This is a genomic window from Azospirillum endophyticum (assembly GCF_016595245.1).
GTDB classification, from domain to species: Bacteria; Pseudomonadota; Alphaproteobacteria; order Azospirillales; family Azospirillaceae; genus Azospirillum; species Azospirillum endophyticum.
Window position 1 is genome coordinate 24,998 of sequence record NZ_JAENHM010000045.1, and the last position, 23,204, is coordinate 48,201.

Below are 23,204 nucleotides of genomic sequence, written 5' to 3' on the forward strand. Positions count from 1 at the left end.
AAGCCCTCCCTGCCGGGTCAACAAAAAAGGCGCTTTCCCGTGGGAAGGCGCCTTTTTTGTTGCAAGGTGGTTCGACGCTACAGGACGGGCAACCGACCGGAACGCAGCCATTCGACGGCTCGGAACGGATGAGCGACGATCAGGCGCGCCTTCGCGGATTCAATCAACGCCACCCGTCCACCCTCCAGGATCCGACCTTTCAGGCCCAGAAAGTCGTCGAAGTTGGCAGTGACGAGCAGATGCGCTCCTCCCGCCATCGCGGTATCCACGACATGGGCGTCCTCCTCGTCGCGCATCGGCATCAACCCGGTACCGCCGAGCGTAAGGTGCGGCGCCGTTCCGGCCGGACCCAGCCGGGCGTAACCGGCAATCGATTCGACCAGCAGGTCCACCGTCGGACGCGGAACGCTCCAGTCCACTTCAAAGACCTTACGCAACCGGGTCAGCATCCCCCAGGACACGACCAGTTGCAGCGAAAGATCAGCAGCCTGCCCTGCCCGCGCCGTGCCGACCAGGGTTTGAGAAGCCGTGCCCTTGGCACCCTTGCGGTCGGCCAGGAAAGCGGCGCACCAGATATTCAAATCCAGGCAGATGTTCAGGACAGGCGGCATCGTTCGGATGCCGTCACTGCGTCAGACGTACGGCTTTCGCCAGCAGGTCATTTTCGTCCACGCCCTCGTCGGCGGATGGAACCGGGACACCGGTCATCCCGCCGATGAAGCGGCGGTGCGCCACCTCCCATTCCGCATCCAGAGTCTTCCGCGTGATGGCACGGGTCAGGGAGTCGAGATCCTCATCCGTCCCGAGCTTTTCTATCCGGCGAAAGGCCGCCCGTGCTTCGGAGGGCAGCCGAGCGTAAAAGCGCAGCGCCGCTGCGGCGATCTGGGCGGGAGAACGGTCTTCCAGTTCGGCTATCTGTTCCACGACCCGCGCGGTTTCTTCGTCCGCATAGGCCGAGATGGTGCGGGCAGGCATGGCTTTCTCCAGAAACTGGGGTTTCTCCAGATATGATCCAACTGCAATGGACCGACAAGCGGCATTCGCCCCAACCGGGCATCATGTTATGCAGGCTTCTCCAAACCCTACCCTTCCCCGCCGATGTCGCGCGCCGAACGTCTCCTCGATCTGATGCAGGTTCTGCGGCGGCACCGCCAGCCGGTCAGCGGCAAGTCGCTTGCCGACGGGCTGGGGGTCAGCCTGCGCACGCTCTACCGCGACATCGCCACGCTGCAGGCGCAGGGCGCGATGATCGAGGGGGAGCCGGGGGTCGGCTATCTGTTGCGCGCCGGCTTCCTGCTGCCGCCACTGATGTTCACCGAGGAAGAGGTCGAGGCGCTGGTGCTGGGGTCGCGCTGGGTGGTGGAGCGCGGCGACAGCAGGCTGGGCGGGGCGGCGCGCGACGCGCTCGCCAAGATCGCCGCGGTGCTGCCGCCGGACAGGCGGGAGGGGCTGGACAGCTCGGCCCTGCTGGTCGGGCCGGGCGAACCGATCCCGGTCGGGGACGCCGAGCTGGCGACCATCCGCAGTGCGATCCGGGCGGAGCGCAAGCTCGAGATCGCCTATCGCGACCGCGACGGGTCGGAAAGCCGGCGCATTGTCTGGCCCTTCGCGCTGGGCTTCTTCGACCGGGTGCGGGTGATGGTGGCATGGTGCGAGTTGCGCCAGTCCTTCCGCCACTTCCGCACCGACCGCATCCTGGCGCTGACCGCCAGCGACACCCGTTATCCCCGCCGCCGGCAGGCGATGCTGAAGGAGTGGCGCGCGGCGGAGGGCATCCCGCAACGCTGACGGTATGCTGACGGAAACTGTCAGCATAGGAGCCTAGTCTTGGCCTTGCCGGTGAGGGTGACGGAACGAACCGGCCGCCGCCCCACCCCAATCCTTCAAGACCGGAGCCAGCCATGACCGCGCCGCAGACCGCTGCCCTCGCCCTCGATTTCGTCCTTCTTCACGTCGACAGCCCGGCCGCCAGCGCCACCTTCTATGCCGCCTTGCTCGGCCGGGAGCCGGTCGAGGCCTCTCCCACCTTCGCCATGTTCAAGGCGGGAGACGGGCTGATGCTGGGCTTGTGGTCGCGCCACACGGTGGAACCGGCGGCAACGGCCCCCGGCGGCAGCGAAATCGCCTTCAGCGTCGCCGACGAGGCGGCTGTCCATAGCCTCCACGCCGACTGGAGCGCCCGCGGCCTGACCATCCTGCAACGGCCGACCGCGATGGATTTCGGTCATACCTTCGTTGCAAGCGACCCCGACGGCCACCGCCTGCGCGTGTTCGCCCCCCACCGGGAAGAGACGCAAGCCGAACAGGTGCGGTCGTGAGCGGCGGCGGCACGTACACCGGCGCCCCGATCGCAGCCTGGATCGCCGTGGCCTGCGCCGAGCATGTGCGGCGCGGCCGGGCCGGCGGCTTCATGCAGGTCTGCCACGGCAAGGCGGCCCCGCTGCGGCGGATCCGGCCGGGCGGACCGGGTCGTCTACTACTCCCCCACCGACCGGTTCGGCACGGCGGACGGGCTGAAGTCCTTCACCGCCATCGGCACCATCCTGCCGGGAGAACCCTACCGCTTCGACATGGGCGGCGGCTTCGTTCCCTTCCGGCGCAACGTCGGCTGGTGGCCGGCGGAGGAGACGCCGATCCAGCCGCTGCTCGACCGGCTGGAGCTGACCGCCGGGGTGCGGAACTGGGGCTATGCTTTCCGCTTCGGCCTGTTGCCGGTGAGCCTGCGCGATTTCGACCTGATCGCCGGGGAGATGCGGGCGGCGGCACGAGACGCGGTCGCCGCCTGATCCGGAAAAAATCACCGGTGCGCGGGGATGAAAGACCCCGCCACCGGCGTCCCACAACGGGAAAACAGGCGGCACTGGAGGTCTGAGGCGCCTCATACCTTGGTGTCAGCGTACGAACGAATGGCGGGTCCGCCTGACCGAGATCAAGGCGAAACCCCTCGCAGTCCGCTATACATGCGCTTATATCGTCCGCAAGCCTGACCAAGGTCATCCGTACCGGGGCCATCGTTCCATGCATCGTTTCGCCAACCCCGCCCGCTTCCTGCGCCTGTCGGCCCTGCTGTTGCCGTGGTGCGCCGGGGCGACCGTGATCCTGACGATCCTCGGTCTGTGGTTCAGCCTGTTCAGCTCGCCGCCCGACTACCAGCAGGGCGAGACGGTGCGGATCATGTACATCCATGTGCCCGCCGCCTGGATGAGCCTGTTCGTCTACACCAACATGGCCATCGCCGCAGCTTGCGGCCTGGTGTGGAAGCACCCGCTGGCCGACCTGTTCGCCAAGGCCGCCGCCCCGATCGGCGCCGGCTTCACCTTCGTGTGTCTGGTGACCGGGTCGCTGTGGGGGGCGCCGATGTGGGGAACCTGGTGGGTATGGGATGCGCGGCTGACCAGCGTGCTTATCCTGTTCTTCCTCTATCTCGGCTACATGGCCCTGGTGAACGCCTTCGACGATCCGCAGCGCGGCACCAAGGCCGGCAACGTCCTGCTGCTGGTCGGCATCGTCAACGTGCCGATCATCAAGTTCTCGGTCGACTGGTGGAACACGCTGCACCAGCCGGCCAGCGTCGTGCGGATGGGCGGTCCCAGCATCGACCCCAGCATGCTGACGCCGCTGCTGGTGATGGCCGGCGCCTTCACCGCCTATTTCCTATCGGTGGTCCTGCTGCGCGTGCGCACCGAGATCGCCCAGCGCAAGATCCAGACGCTGCGACTGGCGGTCGCCGGTGGGCCTGCCGGCGACAGGACCGGCGATGGGGCCGTCAACGGCACCGTGACGGATGGGATGCGGGGGTAAGGACGATGAACGAGTTCCTCCATATGGGCGGGTATGCCGCCTATGTCTGGCCGGCCTACGGCATCGCCACCCTCGTCCTGCTGGGCCTGCTGGTCGCCACCTGGAAGGGGCTGCGCAACGCCGAGGCGACGCTGAAGGCGCTGGAAAGCGCCCGTCCGGCCCGCCGCCGCACCCGCAACACCGGTCGGAAAGCGGCCGAACAGAGCGCCGGAACGCCGGCGGAAGCGAGCGAAGGATGACCCGCAAGAAACGCCGCCTCTACATGCTGGGCCTCGCCCTTCTCGGGCTGGGTTCGGCGACCGCCTTGGCGCTGACCGCCTTCCAGGACAACATCGTCTTCTTCTACAGCCCGAGCCAACTGCAGACCCAGCAGGTCGGCGACCGCAATTTCCGCCTGGGCGGGCTGGTCGAGGAAGGCAGCGTGCAGAAGCAGCCGGACGGCGTCACCACCGCCTTCCGCGTCACCGACACCGCCAACACGGTGAGCGTCCGTTATCGCGGCCAGCTTCCCGACCTGTTCCGCGAGGGCCAGGGCGTGGTGGCGGAGGGCCGGATGACCGGCGGCGTCTTCGTCGCGCGCGAGGTGCTGGCCAAGCATGACGAGAACTACATGCCGCCCGAGGTGTCGGAAGCGCTGAAGCAGGCCGGCGTCTACAAGAACCCTGCCGAATCCGCGACGAAGACCGCGAAGAAGGAGTAGCGGGACCGTGATCCCCGAACTCGGCCATTACGCGCTGGTGCTGGCGCTGTTCGTCGCGCTGGTGCAGTCGGTGCCGCCGCTGGTCGGTGCCGCCACCCGCAACGGCGCCTGGATGAACGTCGCGGTGCCCGCCGCCATCGCCCAGATGCTGCTGGTGCTGCTCGCCTATGCCGCCCTGACCTGGGCGCATGTGGTGTCGGATTTCAGCGTGCTGAACGTGGTGCAGAACAGCCACTCGGCCAAGCCGATGCTCTACAAGGTGTCGGGCGTCTGGGGCAACCACGAGGGCTCGATGATGCTGTGGATCGTCATGCTGACGATCTTCGGCGCCGCCGTCGCCGTCTTCGGGCGCAACCTGCCGCCGACGCTGAAGGCACGCGTGCTGGCGGTCCAGGGGCTGATCGGGGTCGGCTTCCTGCTGTTCATCCTGATCACCTCCAACCCCTTCATCCGCGTGATTCCGGCGCCCCTCGACGGCAACGACCTGAATCCGCTGCTGCAGGATCCCGGCCTCGCCTTCCACCCGCCCTTCCTCTATGCGGGCTATGTCGGCTTCTCCATGGCCTTCTCCTTCGCCGTCGCCGCGCTGATCGAAGGGCGGGTCGATCCCGCCTGGGCGCGCTGGGTGCGGCCCTGGACGCTGGCGGCGTGGTCGACCCTGACCATGGGCATCGCCATGGGCTCCTGGTGGGCCTATTACGAGCTGGGCTGGGGCGGCTGGTGGTACTGGGATCCGGTGGAGAACGCGTCCTTCATGCCCTGGCTGGCCGGCACGGCGCTGCTGCACTCCGCCATCGTGGTGGAGAAGCGCGACGCGCTGAAGAGCTGGACCATCCTGCTGGCCATCGTCACCTTCTCGCTGTCGCTGATGGGCACCTTCCTGGTGCGCTCCGGCATCCTGACCTCGGTGCACGCCTTCGCCGTCGATCCCAAGCGCGGCATCTTCATCCTGGTGCTGCTGGCCATCGCCACCGGCGGCTCGCTGCTGCTCTACAGCCTGCGGGCGCCGTCGCTGAAGGCGGGCGGGCTGTTCGCGCCGATCAGCCGCGAAGGGGCGCTGGTGCTGAACAACCTGCTGCTGTCGACCGCGACGGCGACGGTGTTCATCGGCACGCTCTATCCGCTGTTCCTCGACATCATGAAGCTGGGCAAGGTGTCGGTTGGCGCCCCCTTCTTCAACGCCACCTTCCTGCCCGTCGCCATCCCGATGGTGATCGCCATGGTCGTCGGCCCCTTCCTGTCGTGGAAGCGGGCGGATCTGGGGTCGGCGCTGACCCGGCTGTGGGTGGCCGGCGTCGCCGTGGTGGCCGCCGTCGCCGTCACCGCCTATGTCAAGGCGGGCAGCGGCCCGCTGCTGGCGCTGGTCGGCATCGGCATTGCCGCCTGGGCCTTCGTCGGCTCGCTGGTGGAGTTCGCCGACCGCATCGCCCTGTTCCGCACCTCGTTCCGCAACAGTTGGAACCGCGCCGTGCATCTGCCGCGCAGCGCCTGGGGCATGACCATCGCCCATGCCTGCGTCGGCCTGTCGATCCTGGGCATGACCGGCACCTCGGCGTGGCAGACGGAATCGATCAGCGCGATGAAGCCGGGCGACCGGGCCAGCGTCGCCGGCTACGAGTTCCGGTTCGACGGCGTCGGGCTGGTCGACGGCCCGAACTTCAAGGCGGAGCGCGGCACCTTCACGGTGACGAAGGACGGCCGGCAGATCGCCACGCTGGAGCCGGAACGCCGCAGCTACAGCACCACCCGCATGACCACCACGGAATCGGCCATCCACACCACGGTCTTCTCCGACCTGTATGTGGCGCTGGGCGACCCGACGCAGAACGGCACCGCCTGGATCGTCCGCATCTACCACCACCCGCTGGTGCCGTGGATCTGGATCGGCGGCATCGGCATGATGCTGGGCGGACTGGTGAGCCTGACCGATCGCCGCTTCCGCATCGGCGCGCCTGAACGGCGCCGCATGGCCGGGAAAACTGGCGACAAATCGGCTCCGCTGCCGGCCGAATGAGGACAAAGACACGATGCGCCGCCTTCTCTACCTGCTGCCCTTCCTGCTGTTCCTCGGGGTGGGCGTGGCCTTCTACCTGGGGTTCGAGCGCGACCCGCGCGACATCCCGTCGGCCCTGATCGACAAGCCGGCGCCGACCTTCGACCTGCCGGCTATCCCGGGCCAGCCGGTCCAGGGACAGTTGGGGGCCGGCGGCCTGTCCTCGGCCAAGCTGACCGGCGACGTGACGCTGGTGAACGTCTTCGCCTCCTGGTGCATCCCCTGCAAGGCGGAGCATCCCGTCATCACCCGCCTGTCGCGCGAGCAGGGGGTGACGGTCTACGGCATCAACTACAAGGACAAGCCGGAGGATGCGCTGACCTGGCTGTCGCGCAACGGCAATCCCTATGCCGCCATCGGCGCCGACCAGGATGGCCGGGTGTCGATCGACTGGGGCGTCTACGGCGTGCCGGAAAGCTACCTGATCGACCGCAAGGGCCGCATCCGCTTCAAGCATGTCGGCCCGCTGACCCCGCAGGTGGTCGAGGAGCAGATCCTGCCGATGGTCAAGCATCTGAGGCAGGGCTGATGAAGCGCGTCCTCCTCGCCGCCCTGCTGGCACTGTCCACTCTTGCGCCCGCCCTGGCCGTCCAGCCGGACGAGGTGCTGCCGGATCCGGCGCTGGAGACCCGCGCCCGCGCCATCAGCCAGGAGCTGCGCTGCCTCGTCTGCCAGAACCAGTCGATCGACGACAGCAACGCGCCGCTGGCCCGCGACCTGCGCCTGCTGGTGCGCGACCGGCTGAAGGCCGGCGACAGCGACACCAAGGTGATGGAGTACGTCACCGACCGCTACGGCGACTATGTGCTGCTGCGGCCGCCGTTCAAGGCGACCACGCTGGTGCTGTGGGTCGGCCCCTTCGCCGTGCTGCTGCTGGGCGCGGCCGGCACCTTCCTGTTCCTGCGCGGGCGGCGCGGCGTGGCCGCCGGCGCCGACACCGCTCCCCTGAGCGCGGATGAGCGGCGGCGGCTGGATGCCCTGCTGCGGAAAGACGACTGATGCTGTTCTGGATTTTCGCCGCCGTCCTGACCGCGGCCGTGCTGCTGCTGATCGTGCCGCCGCTGCTGCGCTCGGCCGGATCCGGCCCCGACCGCGAGGAGTTCGACCGCGAGGTCTACCGCGACCAGCTGGACGAGCTGGAGCGCGACCGGTCGCGCGGCCTGATCAACGACGCGCAGACGGAAGCGGCCAAGGCGGAGATTGCCCGGCGCATGCTGGCGACGGCGGAGAAGAGCGGCCCGTCCGGCGCGACGGTCACCCCGCGCAGCGCCCGCGTCCTGGCCGTGCTGCTGGCGCTGGTGCTGCCGGTCGGCGCGCTTGCGGTCTATGGATCGGTCGGCCGTCCCGACCTGCCGGCCCAGCCGCTGGCCTCGCGCAACCTGGAGCAGGAGCGCGGCGGCCCGCCCAAGAGCGTGCTGGCCGCGATGGACAAGCTGAAGGCCCAGCTGGCGGAGAACCCCACCGACCAGCAAGGCTGGCTGATCCTGGGGCAGGCCTATGCCAAGATGGGCCGCAACGGCGACGCCGCCGACGCGCTGCGCCACGCCGTCGCCCTGAACAAGGACGATGTCGAGCTTCAGGGCCTGTTCGGCGAAACGCTGGTTTCCGCCAACGACGGCATGGTGCCGGAAGAGGCGGTGGCCGCCTTCGACGCCGTGCTGGCGAAGGAACCCAAGGATCCGCGCGCCCGCTTCTTCGCCGCGCTCGCCCGCTTCCAGGCCGGTGACCAGCAGGGGGCGCTGGACCGCTGGAGCGCGCTGATGGCGGAATCGCCGGCCGACGCGCCGTGGGTGCCGGTGGTGCGCGACCAGATCCGCGAGGCCGCGGTTGCGCTGAACCTCGACCCCGCCAAGGTCACGCCGCAACCGCTGCCGCCGGAACAGAAGGAACAGGCGGCGCAAGGGCAGCAGGGTGGACAGCCGGCGGCTCCGAACGCGCAGGCCAATGGTGCGCCCAGCGCCCAGGGCCAGGACGAGATGATCCGCGGCATGGTCGCCAACCTCGCTGCCCGGTTGGACGCCGATCCGTCCGACGTCGACGGCTGGCTGAAGCTCGCCCGCTCCTACGGCGTGCTGGGCGAGACGGCCAAGGCGCTGGACGCCGCCGGCAAGGCGCGCGAACGGGCGCCGGACCGCGCCGACGTGCAGGTCGCCTACGCCAACGCCGTCCTCCAGAGCCAGCCGCGCAACGAGACGCCGAAGCCCCTGCCGGAGGAAGCCACGTCCGCCCTGCGTCTGGCGCTGAAGGCGGAGCCGGAGAACAAGGACGCGCTGTGGCTGCTCGGCCTCGACGCCATGATGTCGGGCCGCAAGGACGAGGCCACCGCCCATTGGGGTAAGCTGATCGCCCAGTTCAAGCCGAGCGATCCCGAATACACTCTGCTGAAAGGTCGTTTGGACGCATTGAAGGCGGGCGGCTGACCCGCGACGCATGACGGCAAGGAGAGGTTTGGTTGCCCCACAAGATCGACAGAGACACGCGCCTGTGCATTTCGCTCTCGGGCCGTCCGAGCAACATCGGCACGCGCTTCCACAATCACCTCTATGACGCCCTTTCGCTGAACTACGTCTACAAGGCATTCACCACCGGCGACCTTCCGGGCGCCATCACCGGCATCCGGGCGCTGAACATCCGCGGCTGCGGCGTGTCGATGCCCTTCAAGGAAGCCTGCATCCCCTTCCTCGACGATCTGGATCCGTCGGCCGCCGGGTTGCAGTCGGTCAACACCATCGTCAACGACACCGGCGCAGGCGGGGGCGAGGACGGCGGCAGCCGGCTGCGCGGCTACAACACCGACTATCTCGCGGTCCGCACGCTGCTCGACCGCCACGACGTCTCGCCCGGCCTGCCCTTCGCGCTGCGCGGCAGCGGCGGCATGGCCCGCGCGGTGCTGTGCGCGCTGCGCGATTCCGGCTTCACCAACGGCACGCTGATCGCCCGCAACGAAGCGACCGGCCGCCGGCTGGCCGACGAGTACAGCCTGCCCTGGCAGCCGGACACCGCCGGAATCGCCGAAGGATCGCTGCTGGTCAACGTCACGCCGTTGGGCATGGCGGGGGGACCGGAGGCCGGGACCCTCGCCTTCGAGCCGGCGCTGGTCGCCACGGCTGCCCAGGTGTTCGACGTCGTCGCCATGCCGGCCGAGACCCCGCTGATCCGCGCCGCGCGCGAGGCCGGCAAGCCGGTGATCACCGGCGCCGAGGTCATCGCCCTGCAGGCGCTCGAACAGTTCGTGCTCTACACCGGCGTGCGCCCGACCGACGAACAGGTCGCGGCGGCGGCGGCCTATTCGCAAGCCTGAGCCGGGCTTCCTTCGACGGGGCCTCGTTCTCCTTCGCGCCCTTTTTCTTTGCGCCCTTTTTCTATGCCGGGCGGCGACACACATTGACAGGGGCGGGCCGGCGGGCTTTATCCGTCGGTACCGCCCTTTTCATTTCCGCAGAAGGTTCCGCGCCGATGACCCGCAGACGACTGCCCACGCCCGACGAGCGGCGCCTGTGGCGGATCGCCATGCGCGACGCCGAACCGATGCCCGGACGGCAGGTCGAGGCGGAGGCGGAACCGCTGGCGACCATGGCGGAGCTGGTGGAGGAGCCGGTGGCGACCAGCCTCGCCCCGCCGCCGACGCCGCGCCAGCATCCCTCCCCGCCCCGCCCCGCCCGGCACTCCCAGCCGCCGCTGACGCCCGGTTCCACCGCCAACATCGACCGCCGCACCGGCGACCGCTTCCGCCGCGGCGAGCTGGAGATCGACGGCCGCATCGACCTGCACGGCATGACCCAGGCCCAGGCGCACACGGCGCTCGCCTCCTTCGTCCACCGTGCCTGGAACGAGGGACGGCGCTGCGTGCTGGTCATCACCGGCAAGGGCAGCTTCGGCAGCCTGGGCGTCCTGCGCCAGGCAACCCCCCGCTGGCTGGGGGATCCGGCCCTGCGCCCGATGGTGCTGGCGATCCAGCCGGCCCAGCCCAGGGACGGCGGCGACGGCGCGCTCTATGTCTTGATCAAACGGCGGCGCGACCGTAAGGACTGAGTCCCAAACAATCAGGGACTTCACATGACCCCGTTCGGCGAACGGGTCCGGTCGCTGCGGGACGCCAGGGGCGTGACGCTGAAGCAGATGGCGACCGACCTGTCCATCTCGTCCGCCTACCTGTCGGCCCTGGAACATGGCAAGCGCGGCCAGCCCTCCCCCCAGCTGGTCCGGCAGATCTGCGCCTATTTCGGCATCATCTGGGACGACGCGGAAGAGCTGGAACGGCTGGCGGCCCTGTCCCATCCCCGCGTGACGGTCGACACCGCAGGCTTGAGTTCCAAGGCGACGGAACTCGCCAACCGCCTGTCGGAACACATCGGCGAGCTGGACGAGGAGCGGATCGAAGCGATCCTGGCGATCCTGGACGCGGTGCCGCCGAAGACGACGACACGGCGGCGGGTGTGGGTACGGCGGAGATAGTGGCTTTTTGGAGAGGTATCGGCTGACGATGCCCCCCACCCAACCTCCCCCGCTGGGCGGGGGAGGGGATAAGTGCTTGTTCGGAAAGGCTGCGGCAGTCCCTCCCCCGCCCAGCGGGGGAGGGTTAGGGTGGGGGTCTAACTCCGCAATCGCGAAACCTGACTTCCCCTCAGGCCTTGCCGAGCATCCGCCCCAAATCGCGGCCGGCGAACAGGTGGATATGCAAATGAGGCACTTCCTGGTGCGCCGCCTCACCGCAGTTGGACAGGATGCGATAGCCGGGACCCTCGGCGCCGACCATGCGGGCGACCTCGCCCACCGCGCGGAACAGGCCGGCGATCTCCGCCTCCGAAGCATTGGCGGTGAAGTCGTCCAGGTCGGTGTAGGCGCCCTTCGGAATCACCAGCACATGGGTCGGCGCCTGCGGATCAATGTCGTGGAAGGCGAGCGCGTGGTCGGTCTCATGCACTTTGTTGCACGGGATTTCGCCGCGCAGGATGCGAGCGAACACGTTGTCGGCGTCATAGATCTTGGCCATCGCATGCGTCCTCTTGGTGGGGAGTCCCGGTCAAGCCTTGCGGGACTTCTTCTCGTCGATGCCGCTGGTGCCCTCGCGTTGGCCGAGCTTGCTCCAGACTTCCGCCGGATCCAGCCCGAGGTCGGCCCACAGCACCAGCAGGTGATAGAGCAGGTCGGCGGATTCCGCGGCCAGCGCCGCCTTGTCGCCGCGCACCGCTTCTAGGATCGCCTCCACCGCCTCCTCGCCCACCTTCTGGGCGATCTTGGCGGTGCCGCGGCTGTAGAGCTTCGCGGTGTAGGAGGTCTCCGGATCCGCCCCCTTGCGGGCCTGGACGGTGACGAACAGGCGGTCGAGCACCTCGGCCCCCAGCGGAGCCGGAGCCTTCTCGACGGGTTTCTCGCCCGCCTTATCGGTCGACTTCTTGTCACCCATTGGCTTTCTCCACGGCTGCCGTCTCGGCCGCCCTGGCCGGACGCACCGGGATGCCGGCGGCGGCAAGCGCCGCCTTGGCCTGTCCGATGGTGTAGGTGCCGAAATGGAAGATCGAGGCGGCGAGCACCGCGGTGGCGTGCCCTTCGCGGATGCCCTCCACCAGATGGTCGAGCGTGCCGACGCCGCCCGACGCGATCACCGGGACGCGGATGCTGTCCGCCACCTTGCGGGTCAGCTCCAGGTCGAAGCCGCTCTTGGTGCCGTCGCGGTCCATCGAGGTCAGCAGGATCTCGCCCGCCCCCAGCGATTCCATCCGCATGGCCCATTCCACCGCGTCGATGCCGGTGGCGTTGCGCCCGCCATGGGTGAAGACCTCCCATTTGCCGGGAGCCACCTTCTTGGCGTCGATGGCGACGACGATGCACTGGGCGCCGAACTTCTCGGCGCCTTCGCGCACGAACTCCGGACGGTGGATCGCCGCGGTGTTGATCGACACCTTGTCGGCGCCGGCCAGCAGCAGCTTGCGGATGTCGTCGACCGTGCGGACGCCGCCGCCCACGGTCAGCGGCATGAAGACCTGCTCCGCCGTCCGCCGCACCACGTCAAAGATGGTGTCGCGGTTCTCGTGGCTGGCGGTGATGTCGAGGAAGGTCAGTTCGTCGGCGCCCTCGCGGTCGTAGACGCGGGCCTGCTCCACCGGATCGCCGGCATCGACCAGATCGACGAAGTTGACCCCCTTCACCACCCGGCCGTCCTTGACGTCCAGGCAGGGGATGACGCGCATCTTCAGCATCAGTCGGCGTCCTCGACGGCGGGGGCGGAGAGCAGGGCCAGCGCCTCTTTCGGATCGATCCGGCCATCGTACAGCGCCCGGCCGCAGATCACGCCCTCGATCCCGGTGTCCTCCTCCAGCTTCAGCGCCTTCAGGTCCTCGATGGAGGACACGCCGCCGGACGCGATCACCGGGGTGGTCAGGTGGAAGGCGAGGTCGGAGGTCGACTCCACGTTGACGCCGCCCATCGCGCCGTCGCGGTTGATGTCGGTATAGATGATGGCGGCGACGCCGCAATCCTCGAACTTCAGCGCCAGATCCAGCGCCTTGATGTCGGAGGTCTCGGCCCAGCCGGCCACGGCGACATAGCCCTCGCGCGCGTCGATGCCGACGGCGACCTTGCCCGGAAACTCGCGGCAGGCGGCCTTGACCAACTCCGGATCGCGCAGCGCCACCGTGCCCAGGATGACGCGGCTGATGCCCTTCTCCAGCCACATGCCGATGGTGTTCAGGTCGCGGATGCCGCCGCCGAGCTGGACCGGGATGGTCACCGACTTCAGGATGCTCTCGACCGCGGCACCGTTCACCGGCTTGCCTTCGAAGGCGCCGTTGAGGTCGACCAGATGCAGCCATTCGAAGCCCTGGCTCTGGAACAGGCGGGCCTGTTCGCCGGGATCAGTGTTGAAGACCGTGGCCTGGCTCATCTCGCCGCGCAGCAGGCGGACGCAGGCACCGTCCTTGAGGTCGATGGCGGGATAGATGATCATCGCGGGCGTCTTCCTATGGCGTGGCTGGCGGTTGTCGGGCGGGCGGTTACGGGACGGGCGTCTGGGAAGCGGGATCGAGATCTTTGCAGTAGAAATGGCCGGCAAGCGGCTTGCCCTGCACCAGCGCGTAGAAGGGATGGGTGCCCCAGCGCCTGAAGCCGAGCGATTCGTAGAGCGCGATCGCCGCCTCCTGCGTCGCACGGACATCCAGGTTCAGCACTTTGAAGCCGACGGCGCGTGCCTCCTCCACCACCGCCATGGTCAGGCGGCGGGCGAGGCCATGGCCGCGCGCCCAGGGAGCGACGAAGCTGGTGGTCAGCTGGGCGGCGTGGGCCTGCGCCTCGTTGTTGCGCGGCGGCTTGACCAACTGGGCGGATCCGGCCACCACCCCGTCCAGGCGGGCGACGAACAGCACCCGTTCCGGCACCACCAGGACGCCTTTCCAGAAGCGCTCCATCACGTCGCGCGGCGGCGGCTCGACCCAACCGAAACCGCCGCCGGCGCGGATGGCGTCGTCGGCCGCGTCGCAAAGGTCGTGCAACTCGGCGGTCTTCAGCGCATCGACCCTGTCGATGGCGATCTCGGCCATCGTCTCAGACCTTCCAGCGCAGGAAATTGGCGATCAGCGCCAAGCCGGTGGCCTGGCTCTTCTCCGGGTGGAACTGGGTGCCGACCAGATTGTCGCGCCCGACCACCGCGGCGAAGGGTCCGCCATAATCCGCCGAGGCGATCAGCGTGTCGGGATCGGCCGGCTTGAACCGGTAGGAATGGACGAAATAGGCGTGCGCACCTTCCGGCAGCCCGGCCAGAACCGGGTGCGGCCGGCGGAAGTTCAGCTCGTTCCACCCCATATGCGGGATTTTCAGGGCCGGGTCGGACGGCTCCAGCTTCACCACCTCGCCGCTTATCCAACCCAGCCCTTCGGTCACGCCGTATTCGCGCCCGCGTTCCGCCATCAGCTGCATGCCGACGCAGATGCCGAGAAAGGGCCGGCCGCGGCGATGCACCGTCTCCTCCAGCGCCTCGAGCATGCCGGGAACCTCCGACAAACCGCGCTTGCAGTCGGCGAAGGCGCCGACGCCCGGCAGGACCACGCGGTCGGCCCGGCGGACCGCATCGGCGTCGGAGGTGACGAGGACGGTGTAGGAAGCCTCGGCTTCGCCGGCCGCGCGCTCGATCGCCTTGGCGGCGGAGCGCAGGTTGCCGGAGCCGTAATCGATCAGCGCGACCGTTTCCATGGACGTGACAAACCTTCCGATAGGGCGGCGGAGGGGGTTCTTGGCTGGACCGGGAGGTCCCCGCCGTCAGAGCGATCCGCCGAGCGTGCCCTTGGTGGAGGGCACCGCATCGCGCTTGCGCGGGTCGATCTCCACCCCGGCGCGCAGCGCGCGGGCAAGCGCCTTGTAGCAGCTTTCCACGATGTGGTGGTTGTTCTCGCCATACAGGTTTTCGACGTGCAGGGTCACGCCGGCGGCCATGGCGAAGGCCTGGAACCATTCGCGGAACAGCTCGGTGTCGAAATCGCCGATCTTGTCGCGGGTGAAATTCACCTTCCAGATCAGGTAGGGCCGGTTGGAGAAGTCCAGCGCCACCCGCGTCAGCGTCTCGTCCATCGGCACATAGGAATGGCCGTAGCGCTGGATGCCCTTGCGGTCGCCGAGCGCCTTCGCCACCGCCATGCCGATGGCGATGCCGGTGTCCTCGGTCGTGTGGTGGTAGTCGATGTGCAGGTCGCCGTCGGCCAGGACCGTCAGGTCCATCAGGCTGTGGCGCGACAGCTGTTCCAGCATGTGGTCGAGGAAGCCGACCCCCGTCTTGACGTCGTAGACGCCGGTGCCGTCCAGGTTCAGCGCGACCCGGATCCGGGTCTCCGTGGTGTTCCGCTCGATCGAGGCGCGGCGGCCGCCATTGATGGGGGTCTGGTCCATGGCGGTTTTGTAGCAGGAAGCATTCGCACGCGCCAGCGCGTGGCACCGACGGCCGATCATCCGTCCATTCCGACGATTGTCCTACGAAGGTGTGCGGTCTATAGTCTTTTACACTCACTGCGTGCATATCCACTTATGACGACACACCCGCTCCCCTCCGCGGCGGTTCTGCTTCTCCTTTGCCTGCCGCCGGCCGGCTGCGGCGGCCTGTCTCCGCCGCCGCAGGCCGTCAGGACGGCGCCGCCGGTCGCCCGCGGGACCACGGCGCCGCTGCGCTTCGGCGAACTGACGACCGGATCGATGCGGCGCGGCATGCAGATCGGCCGTTATGTCTGGGACATCGACTGCGCCCCGCCCTATGACGACGTCTATTGGACCAGCGGCGTGAACATGCGGCGCGGCTCCACCTTCGAGGAGCGGTTCGGCGAGGTGATGACCGCCACCGGCTTCGACGTGGTCGGCCGGCCCGGGGGTCCCGACAATCCCGACGGAAACCGCAGCCGCGCCCGCTTCACCGTGCAAGGCGACCTGCGCGACGTGCAGCTGGAGCTGTGCCACCGAACCAACTGGCTGACCGGAAGCAGCAAGGGCAGTTCGGGCACCGGCAGCGTGAGGGTGGAATGGACGGTCTATGACGCGCGCGGCGGCGGGCTGGTCCATCGTCTGGTCACCACCGGCGCCACGGTGCAGGACCGCGGCGTGCCGCAGGGCGAGACCATGCTGGTCGAAGAGGCTTTCGCCGCCGCGGTGGAGGCTCTCGCCGCGGACGACGGGCTGCGTGCCCTGTTGTCCGGCAGCCCCCTGCCCGCTTCATCCGTGCCGCCACCGGCATTTCCGGGACCGGCACGTCCCGCAACGGCACCGGCCGGATCCGGCCCCACGCCGCTGACGCCGGCCTTGGTTGCGGCTCCGACTCCGGCCGTTCCGGCCGCGGCAGCCGTCGCATCGGATCGGCTTCTGTTCCGTGCCGGAACCGGAGGCGGCAGGACCGCGGCGGCGAGGATACCGGTCGGCAGGTCGCTCGGGCTGGTGATCGGCGAGACCGATGTCGCAGGCGAGGTGCAGGCCGTGCTGCTGGCACCCCTTCCGGGATCCGACCCCACCGTCGCCGTGCGGCCGGCCCGCGGGGTGGAGCTGACCGGCTGGGTGGTCCGGCGCGACGCGGCCAGCGGCTTCGCGCTGGTCCGGGTGCCGGCACGGCTGGCCGCCCTGCCCGTCCGCACCGGGAGCCTGCGGGTCAGCGAACCGGTGCGGGCGGTTCCCAGGGGGCACGGGCGGGAGATCGCCGGCATCGTCGGCGGTCTGCCTGCCGATGGGGGACGCGGCGCCACGCTGATCCAGGCGGATCTGGGCTCCGCCACCCTGTTCACCGCGGTGACTGAGTCCGGCGACCCGCTGCTGGACGCGACCGGCGCGCTGGTCGGCGTCGCCCCGTCCGCCGGCCGCTCCGTCGCCACGCCCGCCGGGCTGGTCGAGTTCCTGGCGCTCGGTTCCCTGCTCGACCGGCTGGGTGCGGATCCGGTCGGCGTCGTCCCTGCCCCTGCGATGCCCAGGCAGGGCAAGACGCGCCGCGGCGGCGCTGCCGACCCGATGGGGGAGCCGGCCTGGGACGACCAGGTGCCGGATGGCGATCCGCTTGACGGGGACCTTACCCCTCCCACATAGACCGGATGCCCTGCCGCCGCGGTCCGTGGGGTCGAAGCCCTGCGACGGCACGGCTCTTCGCGATGGCGGGAGGCTTCCTTTCCCCCAGCATGGTTTCCACATGACCTACCCAGCGTCCAATCCACACGATCCCATTCAATGGCATGGCACCACCATCCTGTCGGTGCGCAAGAACGGTCAGGTGGTGATCGCCGGCGACGGGCAGGTCTCGGTCGGCCCGACGGTGATGAAGGCCAATGCGCGCAAGGTCCGCTGGCTGGCCGGCGGCACGGTGATGGCGGGCTTCGCCGGCGCCACCGCCGACGCGATGACCCTGTTCGAGCGGCTGGAAGGCAAGCTGGAGCAGTATCCCGGCCAGTTGACCCGCGCCTGCGTCGAAATGGCCAAGGATTGGCGCACCGATCGCTATCTGCGCCGCCTGGAGGCGATGATGGCGGTAGCCGACACGTCCGTCAGCCTCGTTCTGACCGGCAACGGCGACGTGTTGGAGCCGGAGGACGGGCTCATCGGCATCGGTTCCGGCGGTTCCTACGCCCTGTCGGCGGCGCGTGCGCTGATCGACATCGACGGAATGGACGCGGAGGCGGTTGCGCGCAAGGCGATGAGGATCGCCGCCGGCATCTGCGTCTACACCAACGAAAACGTCACCCTGGAAAAGCTGTGAGCGCCATGACCACCCAGACCGCCGCCGTTTCCGCCGACACCGCCGCCTTCAGCCCGCGCGAGATCGTTTCCGAACTCGACCGCTACATCGTCGGCCAGAACGATGCCAAGCGCGCGGTCGCCATCGCGCTGCGCAACCGCTGGCGCCGGCAACAGCTGCCCGAGGGATTGCGGGAAGAGGTGCTGCCGAAGAACATCCTGATGATCGGCCCGACCGGTGTCGGCAAGACCGAGATCGCCCGCCGCCTCGCCCGGCTGGCCCAGGCCCCCTTCCTGAAGGTCGAGGCGACCAAGTTCACCGAGGTCGGCTATGTCGGCCGCGACGTCGAGCAGATAATCCGCGACCTGGTGGAGGCCGCCATCGGCCTGACCCGCGAGCGGCTGCGCAAGGAGGTCGCCGCCAAGGCCGAACTGCGGGCCGAAGAGCGGGTGCTCGACGCGCTGTGCGGCGACAGTGCCAGTGCCGAGACGCGCGCCAAGTTCCGCAAGATGCTGCGCGAAGGCACGCTGAACGACAAGGAGATCGAGGTCCAGGTCGCCGACACCGGCGCGCCCGCCGGCATGCCGACCTTCGACATCCCCGGCGTGCCCGGCGGCCAGATGGGCATGCTGAACCTGAACGACATGTTCGGCAAGATGATGGGCGGCCGCACCAAGACCCGCCGGATGACGGTTTCCGAGAGCCACGGCGTCCTGATGGCCGAGGAGTCCGACAAGCTGCTGGACCAGGAAAAGGTGGTGGCCGAGGCGATCCGCGCGGTCGAGCAGAACGGCATCGTCTTCCTGGACGAGATCGACAAGATCTCCGCCCGCTCCGACGCCCGCGGCGCCGACGTCAGCCGCGAGGGCGTCCAGCGCGACCTGCTGCCGCTGATCGAGGGCACGACGGTGTCGACCAAGCACGGCCCGGTGAAGACCGACCACGTCCTGTTCATCGCGTCGGGCGCCTTCCATATCGCCAAGCCGTCGGACCTGCTGCCCGAACTTCAGGGCCGGCTGCCGATCCGCGTCGAGTTGAAGGCGCTGAGCCAGGACGATTTCAAGCGCATCCTGACCGAGCCGGAAGCCAGCCTGATCCGCCAGTACAAGGCGCTGATGAAGACGGAGGAGGTCGATCTGGTCTTCACCGACGACAGCATCGACGAGCTGGCCCGGCTGGCGGCGGAGATCAACGGTTCGGTCGAGAATATCGGCGCCCGGCGCCTGCACACGGTGCTCGAACGCCTGCTGGAGGAGATCAGCTTCGCCGCCAGCGACCGCGCCGGCGAGACCGTCACCATCGACGCCGCCCTGGTGCGCGAGCGGGTCGGCGGGCTGGCGAAGAACGCCGATCTGTCGAAGTTCATCCTGTGACGGGGTGGTAGGCTCCTTGCGAAGCTACCCCACCTTGATCCTCCCCCGCTCTCGGCGGACCTATGGTCCGCCTGTCGCGTCAGCACAAGGCGAAGCTTTGTGCGAGAGCTGGGTGGGGGAGGAGATAAGTGCTTGTACGGAAGGGTCGCGGCAGTCCCTCCCCCGCCCAGCGGGGGAGGTCAGGTGGGGGGTTAACGTCCCACCGAAGCCCCCGCTTCACGTGAAACATTCCCCGTGTCGGCCCCCTACCCGCCGGTCGCTACCTTCACGCTTTTCGGTAGCAGCAGCACATAGCTCCCGCGGCTCTTCATCACCCCGGCCCTCCGCTCCGCCTCGGCCCCATGGCCCCAGAAGACGTCACCGCGCACCGGCCCGCGGATCGCCCCTCCGGTGTCCTGGGCGACCAGCAGGCGTTGCAGCCGCTGCCCGGCATCGACCGGATCCTCGGCATCCAGCCAAACCGGCACGCCGTAGGGCATGAACTTGGAATCCACCGCCAGACTGCGGCCGGGGGTCAGCGCCACGCCCTGGGCACCGTTCGGGCCGTCGCCGGTCAATGGCTGGAAGAAGACGTAGGACGGGTTGACGTTCATCACCGCCGCCGCCTGATCGGGATGGGCGAGCAGCCAGTCGCGGATGGTCTGCAGCGAAACCTCCTCCCGCTTCAGCGCGCCGCGATCGATCAGTTCCTTGCCGATGGCGACGTATTTGTGGCCGTTCTGGCCGGCGTAGCCGACGCGGACCTCGCCGCTCCCGTCGCCCTCATTGGTCAGCCGGATCCGCCCCGATCCCTGGATTTGCAGGAAGAAGGCGCCGATCGGGTCCTTCACCCAGACCAGTTCCAGCCCCTTGCCCTTGAGCGAGCCAGCGACGATGGCGGCACGGTCCTCATAGGGCTTCAGCTTGCCGTCGACCACCCGGCCGGCGGTGCGCTCCCCCTTCCAGCGCTCGGCGAAGTCGCCGAGATCGACCATCACCAGATCGGCCGGCCGGCGGTAGAGCGGCACGGGATAGGCCGGATCCGGCCGGCGGCTGCCTTCCAGCTCGGCCTCGTAATAGCCGGTGAACAGCCCCTCGCGCGTGCCGTTGTTGCCGGCGGCATAGGGGGTGAAGCTGGCCTCGAAGAAGGCGCGGGCGGCGGTATCGTCGCCGGGCGGCAGAGCCGCCAGCTGGGCACAGGCCCCCTGCCAGTCGGCGATGGTTCCCGCCACCCCGTTCGGCCCGACCGTCCGCTCCGCCGGCTGCGTCCTGAACCGCGCGCAGGACCGGGCGAGCGCCGGAATAGCCTGGGCGACCGGATCGCTGCGCCATCCGGCCAAGTCGGCGAAAGACAGCGGCGCCAGCGTCAGCGTGTCGGGCGGCGGCTTCGGTTCCTCCCGCTTCGCCTCGTCCTTGGGGGTGCAGGCCGAAAACAGCAACGCCACCGCCCCGAAGAGGACGATGGCGCTGAAACCGGTACGATGATGGAAAGCCATTCCCGATGATCGTTCTTTACTGAGATCGTTCTTTACTGAACAGGCCGCACCTCGACCAGCGCCCAGTTCGGATCGCGGGAGCGGAGGTTGCGGGCGAAGGTCCAGACGTCGGTATTCTCGACCAGGGCCTTGGGATCGCCATCGACGATGGTGCCGTCACGGTCGCGCACCACATTCACCTGATCGGAAACCAGACGCACGGTGACGAGGGCGGTCCGGCCGGCATCCAGCTTCGCCTCCACCACCTCGGCCTCGCGCACCTGTTCGATGCGGGTCTCGTGTTGTTCGCCGGCGGCCTGACGGTCGCGGATGACACGGGCGAAGCCGTCATAGACGTCGTCGGCCAGCAGCGGGCGCAGCGTCGCGGTGTCGCCACGGGCAAAGGCATCGACGATCATGCCGAAGGCAGCCTTGGCGCCTTCCAGGAAATGCTTCTCGTCGAAATTCGGGTCGGCGGCCCGGATCTGGTCGATGGAAGCGGCCAGCGACAACGGCTCGTCCGCGGCCACCGGCTCCGCGCCGGGTGCGACATCGGGTCGCGTCCGGTTGCGCTCCGGCAGGGTCACGACATTGTCGGGCTTCCCGGCACCGGGAGCCGGGGTGAAGGGGTTGGGGCGCTGCCGCTCCTCTCCCGTCCGGCGGCCGAGGACGCTGCGCAGCCGATAGACGAGGAAGGCCGCGATCATCGCGAAGATCACGATCTCGATGAACACGAACCCATCTCCCATCATCTGTTCCTTCCAAGACAACTTGCCAAAACCACTTGCCGCGAGCCCCGCGCCGGGCGAAATCGCCGGCGGATCCGGCCCGCCTCTGGACCTTGCGGCCGGGCGGCATTACGTGTTGCCTGCCCGCCGATAATCGCCAACCAGTGACCGCCGATTGGATGAAGCGGCCGGTGTTTCCACCGGACGACCTATCCAAACCTAGATAGGGGCAGTGAGCCCGAAGAGCAAGGACACCATGAATCCCCTGTTGTTGATCCTCCTTCTGCCGATCCTGGAGATCGTCGGATTCATCCAGGTCGGCGACTGGATCGGCGCCGGGCCGACCATCGGGCTGCTGGCCCTGTCGGCGGTGGTGGGCGTGCTGCTGGTCCGTCACCAGGGGCTGGCCTCGCTGAGCCGCGCCCAGGCGGCGGCGGCGCGGGGCGAGGCGCCGATCGGCACCGTGCTCGACGGCTTCTGCGCCGTGCTCGCCGGCATCCTGCTGATCATCCCCGGCTTCCTGACCGACATCCTGGGCATCGCCCTGCTGATCCGGCCGCTGCGCCGCGGCATCGGCCGCTGGCTGCTCGGCCGGCTGGGAACCGGACTGCCGGTCTTCACCACCACGTCCAGGGGCGGCTTCGGGGCGGGGGGCTTCGGCCCGGACTTCGGCAGCGGCGCCAACGGAGCGAATTCCAGCGGCCAGGGGTTTGGCGGCGCGGATTTCGGCGCCGACGGTCCCCGCCGTTCGGACGATCCCTTCCGCCCCGCTCCCGGCGTGATCGACGGTGATTTCCGCGACGTCACTCCGGATAGCAAGGCCGGCGACGACGGCGATGCGCCGCGGCTGACCGATTCCCAATGGGGGAAACACCGTCCGGATGGGCGGCGCTGAACGGCGGCAAGGCCGGTGGTTTCCGTTGGCAGGACGGCCGATCCGTGATAGCCAGCCCGTTGGGCGAAGGCACAACCGTCGCGAACCAAATCCTGTTACCCCACATCCGTGTCGGCCCGCCGTCCCTGCCCTTTCCCGAACCGGGGCCGGGGCCGGGAAGCGGGCCGGCGATTAGGAGTCCGTTATGTCCGATCAGATGAGCAACGGCGCCGAGCAGCAGGCGTCCTCGCTGCCGATGCATGTCCTCGCGCAGTATGTGAAGGACTTGTCGTTCGAGAACCCCAACGCCCCGCAGAGCCTGCTGCCCAACCAGCCGCAGCCGCAGGTGAACATCGGTGTCGACGTCCAGGGCCAGAAGGTCGGCGACGACATCTACGAACTGACGCTGAACCTGCGCTGCGAAGCCCGCCAGGGCGAGTCCGTCGCCTTCCTGGTCGAGCTGGCCTATGGCGCTCTGTTCCAGTTCCCCGGCCTGCCGGAGGAGCATCACCGCCCGGTCCTGATGATCGAAGGCGCCCGGATGATCTTCCCGTTCGCCCGCGCCATCGTTTCCAGCGCGACCCGCGAAGGCGGCTTCCCGCCGCTGATGATCAACCCGATCGACTTCGCCGAGCTTTACCACCGCCAGTCCGGCCAGCAGGCCGAACAGCCGCAGCAGCCGCCCTTCTGATCCCAAGCGGATCCCAGGGAGCCGAAAAGAAAAAGGGCGGGTGACCGAAAGGTCCCCGCCCTTTTTCTATGTCTTGTCCGAACCGCCTGTCGCTTCTCTCAACCGTCATTCCCGCGAAGGCGGGAATCCAGGGCTGTCGGAAGCGGCGTCTCCGGAAAGCCTGTATCCCCGCCTTCGCGCTACGGCATGCACAGATCTCGCTTCTGCGAACGAGATGCGACTTTCTCTAGCAAATGGCCCTTCTCCCCTCGCGGGAGAAGGGTTGGGATGAGGGGGCGGCCGACCGTAGGTCGGTGGAAATTAAACTTGCGCCCCCTCACCCCAACCCCTTGTGTGTTTGGGAGGGAG

29 protein-coding genes are annotated in these 23,204 nt (G+C 68.6%); 18 read left to right on the plus strand and 11 right to left on the minus strand.

Annotation, left to right across the window (positions count from 1 at the left end; genetic code table 11):
• Positions 1 to 77: 77 nt before the first annotated feature.
• Entirely contained in the window at positions 78 to 611 is a 534-nt protein-coding gene (locus tag JHL17_RS15295; RefSeq protein WP_200194386.1) for a PIN domain-containing protein, read from the minus strand.
• A 13-nt stretch (positions 612 to 624) separates the two neighbouring features.
• Positions 625 to 975 (minus strand): hypothetical protein, encoded by a 351-nt coding sequence (locus JHL17_RS15300; RefSeq protein ID WP_200194387.1) that lies wholly within the window; start codon positions 973 to 975, stop codon positions 625 to 627.
• A gap of 123 nt (positions 976 to 1,098) precedes the next feature.
• On the opposite strand from JHL17_RS15300, the gene JHL17_RS15305 reads away from it, so the two are divergent.
• From JHL17_RS15305 to JHL17_RS15365, 13 genes are all read left to right on the plus strand, one after another.
• On the plus strand, positions 1,099 to 1,788 hold the full coding sequence (locus tag JHL17_RS15305; protein WP_200194389.1) for a helix-turn-helix transcriptional regulator: 690 nt from the start codon (positions 1,099 to 1,101) through the stop codon (positions 1,786 to 1,788).
• Between the two features lie 113 nt (positions 1,789 to 1,901).
• Positions 1,902 to 2,318: a VOC family protein gene (locus JHL17_RS15310; protein ID WP_200194390.1), complete on the plus strand. Its 417-nt coding sequence runs from the start codon at positions 1,902 to 1,904 to the stop codon at positions 2,316 to 2,318.
• 63 nt (positions 2,319 to 2,381) lie between these two features.
• Positions 2,382 to 2,786, plus strand: coding sequence for an EVE domain-containing protein (locus JHL17_RS15315; protein WP_247893568.1), 405 nt, complete (start codon positions 2,382 to 2,384; stop codon positions 2,784 to 2,786).
• Between the two features lie 232 nt (positions 2,787 to 3,018).
• Positions 3,019 to 3,801, plus strand: coding sequence for a heme ABC transporter permease (locus JHL17_RS15320; RefSeq protein WP_200194391.1), 783 nt, complete (start codon positions 3,019 to 3,021; stop codon positions 3,799 to 3,801).
• 5 nt (positions 3,802 to 3,806) lie between these two features.
• A complete protein-coding gene (gene ccmD / locus JHL17_RS15325; RefSeq protein ID WP_200194392.1) occupies positions 3,807 to 4,040 on the plus strand; it encodes a heme exporter protein CcmD in 234 nt (77 codons plus the stop codon).
• Positions 4,037 to 4,501: a cytochrome c maturation protein CcmE gene (gene ccmE / locus JHL17_RS15330; RefSeq protein ID WP_200194393.1), complete on the plus strand. Its 465-nt coding sequence runs from the start codon at positions 4,037 to 4,039 to the stop codon at positions 4,499 to 4,501. The genes ccmD and ccmE overlap by 4 nt, the downstream gene beginning before the upstream one ends.
• A gap of 7 nt (positions 4,502 to 4,508) precedes the next feature.
• Positions 4,509 to 6,515, plus strand: coding sequence for a heme lyase CcmF/NrfE family subunit (locus JHL17_RS15335; protein WP_200194394.1), 2,007 nt, complete (start codon positions 4,509 to 4,511; stop codon positions 6,513 to 6,515).
• Positions 6,516 to 6,528: 13 nt separating this feature from the next.
• Positions 6,529 to 7,083 carry a DsbE family thiol:disulfide interchange protein gene (locus JHL17_RS15340; RefSeq protein ID WP_200194395.1) on the plus strand — a complete coding sequence of 185 codons (555 nt, stop codon included), beginning with the start codon at positions 6,529 to 6,531 and terminating at the stop codon, positions 7,081 to 7,083.
• Positions 7,083 to 7,553, plus strand: coding sequence for a cytochrome c-type biogenesis protein (locus JHL17_RS15345; RefSeq protein ID WP_200194396.1), 471 nt, complete (start codon positions 7,083 to 7,085; stop codon positions 7,551 to 7,553). Before JHL17_RS15340 ends, JHL17_RS15345 begins: the two co-directional genes overlap by 1 nt.
• Entirely contained in the window at positions 7,553 to 8,974 is a 1,422-nt protein-coding gene (ccmI, locus tag JHL17_RS15350; protein WP_200194397.1) for a c-type cytochrome biogenesis protein CcmI, read from the plus strand. The genes JHL17_RS15345 and ccmI overlap by 1 nt, the downstream gene beginning before the upstream one ends.
• Positions 8,975 to 9,006: 32 nt before the next feature.
• On the plus strand, positions 9,007 to 9,855 hold the full coding sequence (locus JHL17_RS15355; RefSeq protein ID WP_200194398.1) for a shikimate 5-dehydrogenase: 849 nt from the start codon (positions 9,007 to 9,009) through the stop codon (positions 9,853 to 9,855).
• A gap of 155 nt (positions 9,856 to 10,010) precedes the next feature.
• Positions 10,011 to 10,586 (plus strand): Smr/MutS family protein, encoded by a 576-nt coding sequence (locus JHL17_RS15360; protein WP_200194399.1) that lies wholly within the window; start codon positions 10,011 to 10,013, stop codon positions 10,584 to 10,586.
• Positions 10,587 to 10,610: 24 nt separating this feature from the next.
• Complete coding sequence (locus tag JHL17_RS15365; protein WP_200194400.1) at positions 10,611 to 11,009, plus strand: helix-turn-helix domain-containing protein; 399 nt, start codon at positions 10,611 to 10,613, stop codon at positions 11,007 to 11,009.
• Positions 11,010 to 11,178: 169 nt separating this feature from the next.
• Here the strand turns inward: JHL17_RS15365 and JHL17_RS15370 are convergent, their stop codons facing one another.
• From JHL17_RS15370 to hisB, 7 genes are all read right to left on the minus strand, one after another.
• Complete coding sequence (locus JHL17_RS15370; RefSeq protein WP_200194401.1) at positions 11,179 to 11,547, minus strand: histidine triad nucleotide-binding protein; 369 nt, start codon at positions 11,545 to 11,547, stop codon at positions 11,179 to 11,181.
• 30 nt (positions 11,548 to 11,577) lie between these two features.
• A complete protein-coding gene (locus JHL17_RS15375) occupies positions 11,578 to 11,961 on the minus strand; it encodes a phosphoribosyl-ATP diphosphatase (protein WP_200194402.1) in 384 nt (127 codons plus the stop codon).
• Entirely contained in the window at positions 11,954 to 12,754 is an 801-nt protein-coding gene (gene hisF, locus JHL17_RS15380; protein ID WP_200194404.1) for an imidazole glycerol phosphate synthase subunit HisF, read from the minus strand. Before hisF ends, JHL17_RS15375 begins: the two co-directional genes overlap by 8 nt.
• Entirely contained in the window at positions 12,754 to 13,500 is a 747-nt protein-coding gene (gene hisA / locus JHL17_RS15385; protein WP_109074916.1) for a 1-(5-phosphoribosyl)-5-[(5-phosphoribosylamino)methylideneamino]imidazole-4-carboxamide isomerase, read from the minus strand. Before hisA ends, hisF begins: the two co-directional genes overlap by 1 nt.
• Before the next feature lie 46 nt (positions 13,501 to 13,546).
• Positions 13,547 to 14,089 carry a GNAT family N-acetyltransferase gene (locus JHL17_RS15390; RefSeq protein WP_200194405.1) on the minus strand — a complete coding sequence of 181 codons (543 nt, stop codon included), beginning with the start codon at positions 14,087 to 14,089 and terminating at the stop codon, positions 13,547 to 13,549.
• A 4-nt stretch (positions 14,090 to 14,093) separates the two neighbouring features.
• On the minus strand, positions 14,094 to 14,738 hold the full coding sequence (hisH, locus tag JHL17_RS15395) for an imidazole glycerol phosphate synthase subunit HisH (RefSeq protein ID WP_200194406.1): 645 nt from the start codon (positions 14,736 to 14,738) through the stop codon (positions 14,094 to 14,096).
• A gap of 66 nt (positions 14,739 to 14,804) precedes the next feature.
• A complete protein-coding gene (hisB, locus tag JHL17_RS15400; RefSeq protein WP_044550958.1) occupies positions 14,805 to 15,428 on the minus strand; it encodes an imidazoleglycerol-phosphate dehydratase HisB in 624 nt (207 codons plus the stop codon).
• A 135-nt stretch (positions 15,429 to 15,563) separates the two neighbouring features.
• Here hisB and JHL17_RS15405 point away from each other — a divergent pair, with 135 nt between their 5' ends.
• The 3 genes from JHL17_RS15405 (at position 15,564) to hslU (ending at position 19,109) form a co-directional block, all read left to right on the plus strand.
• Positions 15,564 to 17,093: a S1 family serine peptidase gene (locus JHL17_RS15405; RefSeq protein ID WP_200194407.1), complete on the plus strand. Its 1,530-nt coding sequence runs from the start codon at positions 15,564 to 15,566 to the stop codon at positions 17,091 to 17,093.
• Between the two features lie 100 nt (positions 17,094 to 17,193).
• Positions 17,194 to 17,757 carry an ATP-dependent protease subunit HslV gene (gene hslV, locus JHL17_RS15410; protein WP_200194408.1) on the plus strand — a complete coding sequence of 188 codons (564 nt, stop codon included), beginning with the start codon at positions 17,194 to 17,196 and terminating at the stop codon, positions 17,755 to 17,757.
• Between the two features lie 5 nt (positions 17,758 to 17,762).
• Positions 17,763 to 19,109 carry an ATP-dependent protease ATPase subunit HslU gene (hslU, locus tag JHL17_RS15415; protein ID WP_200194409.1) on the plus strand — a complete coding sequence of 449 codons (1,347 nt, stop codon included), beginning with the start codon at positions 17,763 to 17,765 and terminating at the stop codon, positions 19,107 to 19,109.
• 245 nt (positions 19,110 to 19,354) lie between these two features.
• On the opposite strand, the gene mltA is transcribed toward hslU, so the two are convergent.
• A complete protein-coding gene (gene mltA / locus JHL17_RS15420; RefSeq protein WP_200194411.1) occupies positions 19,355 to 20,584 on the minus strand; it encodes a murein transglycosylase A in 1,230 nt (409 codons plus the stop codon).
• Between the two features lie 32 nt (positions 20,585 to 20,616).
• Positions 20,617 to 21,312, minus strand: a complete 696-nt coding sequence (locus JHL17_RS15425; RefSeq protein WP_200194415.1) for a Tim44/TimA family putative adaptor protein — start codon at positions 21,310 to 21,312, stop codon at positions 20,617 to 20,619.
• Between the two features lie 235 nt (positions 21,313 to 21,547).
• Here JHL17_RS15425 and JHL17_RS15430 point away from each other — a divergent pair, with 235 nt between their 5' ends.
• Both JHL17_RS15430 and secB read left to right on the plus strand, forming a co-directional pair.
• On the plus strand, positions 21,548 to 22,186 hold the full coding sequence (locus tag JHL17_RS15430) for an FxsA family protein (RefSeq protein ID WP_200194412.1): 639 nt from the start codon (positions 21,548 to 21,550) through the stop codon (positions 22,184 to 22,186).
• Positions 22,187 to 22,370: 184 nt separating this feature from the next.
• Positions 22,371 to 22,856 (plus strand): protein-export chaperone SecB, encoded by a 486-nt coding sequence (gene secB, locus JHL17_RS15435; RefSeq protein WP_200194413.1) that lies wholly within the window; start codon positions 22,371 to 22,373, stop codon positions 22,854 to 22,856.
• The last annotated feature ends 348 nt before the right edge of the window (positions 22,857 to 23,204 follow it).

Excerpts from the sequence above, each read along its gene's own strand:
- JHL17_RS15295 (WP_200194386.1), bottom strand. The coding sequence starts at position 611 with ATGCCGCCTGTCCTGAACATCTGCCTGGATTTGAATATCTGGTGCGCC.
- JHL17_RS15300 (WP_200194387.1), bottom strand. The coding sequence starts at position 975 with ATGCCTGCCCGCACCATCTCGGCCTATGCGGACGAAGAAACCGCGCGG.
- JHL17_RS15305 (WP_200194389.1), top strand. The coding sequence starts at position 1,099 with ATGTCGCGCGCCGAACGTCTCCTCGATCTGATGCAGGTTCTGCGGCGG.
- JHL17_RS15310 (WP_200194390.1), top strand. The coding sequence starts at position 1,902 with ATGACCGCGCCGCAGACCGCTGCCCTCGCCCTCGATTTCGTCCTTCTT.
- JHL17_RS15315 (WP_247893568.1), top strand. The coding sequence starts at position 2,382 with ATGTGCGGCGCGGCCGGGCCGGCGGCTTCATGCAGGTCTGCCACGGCA.
- JHL17_RS15320 (WP_200194391.1), top strand. The coding sequence starts at position 3,019 with ATGCATCGTTTCGCCAACCCCGCCCGCTTCCTGCGCCTGTCGGCCCTG.
- ccmD (WP_200194392.1), top strand. The coding sequence starts at position 3,807 with ATGAACGAGTTCCTCCATATGGGCGGGTATGCCGCCTATGTCTGGCCG.
- ccmE (WP_200194393.1), top strand. The coding sequence starts at position 4,037 with ATGACCCGCAAGAAACGCCGCCTCTACATGCTGGGCCTCGCCCTTCTC.
- JHL17_RS15340 (WP_200194395.1), top strand. The coding sequence starts at position 6,529 with ATGCGCCGCCTTCTCTACCTGCTGCCCTTCCTGCTGTTCCTCGGGGTG.
- JHL17_RS15345 (WP_200194396.1), top strand. The coding sequence starts at position 7,083 with ATGAAGCGCGTCCTCCTCGCCGCCCTGCTGGCACTGTCCACTCTTGCG.
- ccmI (WP_200194397.1), top strand. The coding sequence starts at position 7,553 with ATGCTGTTCTGGATTTTCGCCGCCGTCCTGACCGCGGCCGTGCTGCTG.
- JHL17_RS15360 (WP_200194399.1), top strand. The coding sequence starts at position 10,011 with ATGACCCGCAGACGACTGCCCACGCCCGACGAGCGGCGCCTGTGGCGG.
- JHL17_RS15365 (WP_200194400.1), top strand. The coding sequence starts at position 10,611 with ATGACCCCGTTCGGCGAACGGGTCCGGTCGCTGCGGGACGCCAGGGGC.
- JHL17_RS15370 (WP_200194401.1), bottom strand. The coding sequence starts at position 11,547 with ATGGCCAAGATCTATGACGCCGACAACGTGTTCGCTCGCATCCTGCGC.
- JHL17_RS15375 (WP_200194402.1), bottom strand. The coding sequence starts at position 11,961 with ATGGGTGACAAGAAGTCGACCGATAAGGCGGGCGAGAAACCCGTCGAG.
- hisF (WP_200194404.1), bottom strand. The coding sequence starts at position 12,754 with ATGCTGAAGATGCGCGTCATCCCCTGCCTGGACGTCAAGGACGGCCGG.
- hisA (WP_109074916.1), bottom strand. The coding sequence starts at position 13,500 with ATGATCATCTATCCCGCCATCGACCTCAAGGACGGTGCCTGCGTCCGC.
- JHL17_RS15390 (WP_200194405.1), bottom strand. The coding sequence starts at position 14,089 with ATGGCCGAGATCGCCATCGACAGGGTCGATGCGCTGAAGACCGCCGAG.
- hisH (WP_200194406.1), bottom strand. The coding sequence starts at position 14,738 with ATGGAAACGGTCGCGCTGATCGATTACGGCTCCGGCAACCTGCGCTCC.
- hisB (WP_044550958.1), bottom strand. The coding sequence starts at position 15,428 with ATGGACCAGACCCCCATCAATGGCGGCCGCCGCGCCTCGATCGAGCGG.
- JHL17_RS15405 (WP_200194407.1), top strand. The coding sequence starts at position 15,564 with ATGACGACACACCCGCTCCCCTCCGCGGCGGTTCTGCTTCTCCTTTGC.
- hslV (WP_200194408.1), top strand. The coding sequence starts at position 17,194 with ATGACCTACCCAGCGTCCAATCCACACGATCCCATTCAATGGCATGGC.
- hslU (WP_200194409.1), top strand. The coding sequence starts at position 17,763 with ATGACCACCCAGACCGCCGCCGTTTCCGCCGACACCGCCGCCTTCAGC.
- mltA (WP_200194411.1), bottom strand. The coding sequence starts at position 20,584 with ATGGCTTTCCATCATCGTACCGGTTTCAGCGCCATCGTCCTCTTCGGG.
- JHL17_RS15425 (WP_200194415.1), bottom strand. The coding sequence starts at position 21,312 with ATGGGAGATGGGTTCGTGTTCATCGAGATCGTGATCTTCGCGATGATC.
- JHL17_RS15430 (WP_200194412.1), top strand. The coding sequence starts at position 21,548 with ATGAATCCCCTGTTGTTGATCCTCCTTCTGCCGATCCTGGAGATCGTC.
- secB (WP_200194413.1), top strand. The coding sequence starts at position 22,371 with ATGTCCGATCAGATGAGCAACGGCGCCGAGCAGCAGGCGTCCTCGCTG.